The organism is Rhizobium croatiense (assembly GCF_019793465.1).
In the GTDB taxonomy this organism is placed as follows: domain Bacteria; phylum Pseudomonadota; class Alphaproteobacteria; order Rhizobiales; family Rhizobiaceae; genus Rhizobium; species Rhizobium croatiense.
Genome location: NZ_JAILYJ010000113.1, coordinates 1 through 255 on the forward strand (window position 1 = coordinate 1; position 255 = coordinate 255).

At 65.1% G+C, this 255-nt stretch carries 1 protein-coding gene; it reads right to left on the bottom strand.

Annotation, left to right across the window (positions count from 1 at the left end):
- Positions 1-255, bottom strand: a 255-nt coding sequence (locus K6M89_RS30810; RefSeq protein ID WP_281428498.1) for a formyltransferase family protein, incomplete at both ends; no start/stop codon positions are given.

The following is a 255-nucleotide window of genomic DNA, read 5'->3' on the forward strand; positions in this document are numbered from 1 at the left end:
TATGGGCGTGGATGGCCCGGGCCAGCACCTGGCTTTCGACGTCGCGCCCGATCGAGACATAGTCGTCGGCGCTCTGGGCGTGGGTGATGCGGGCCGTGTCCTGCTCGATGATCGGGCCTTCGTCGAGGTCGGCGGTGACGTAATGGGCGGTCGCGCCGATCAGCTTGACGCCGCGCTCATAGGCCTGCTTGTAGGGGTTGGCGCCCTTGAAGGACGGCAGGAAGGAGTGGTGGATGTTGATGATCTTGCCCGACA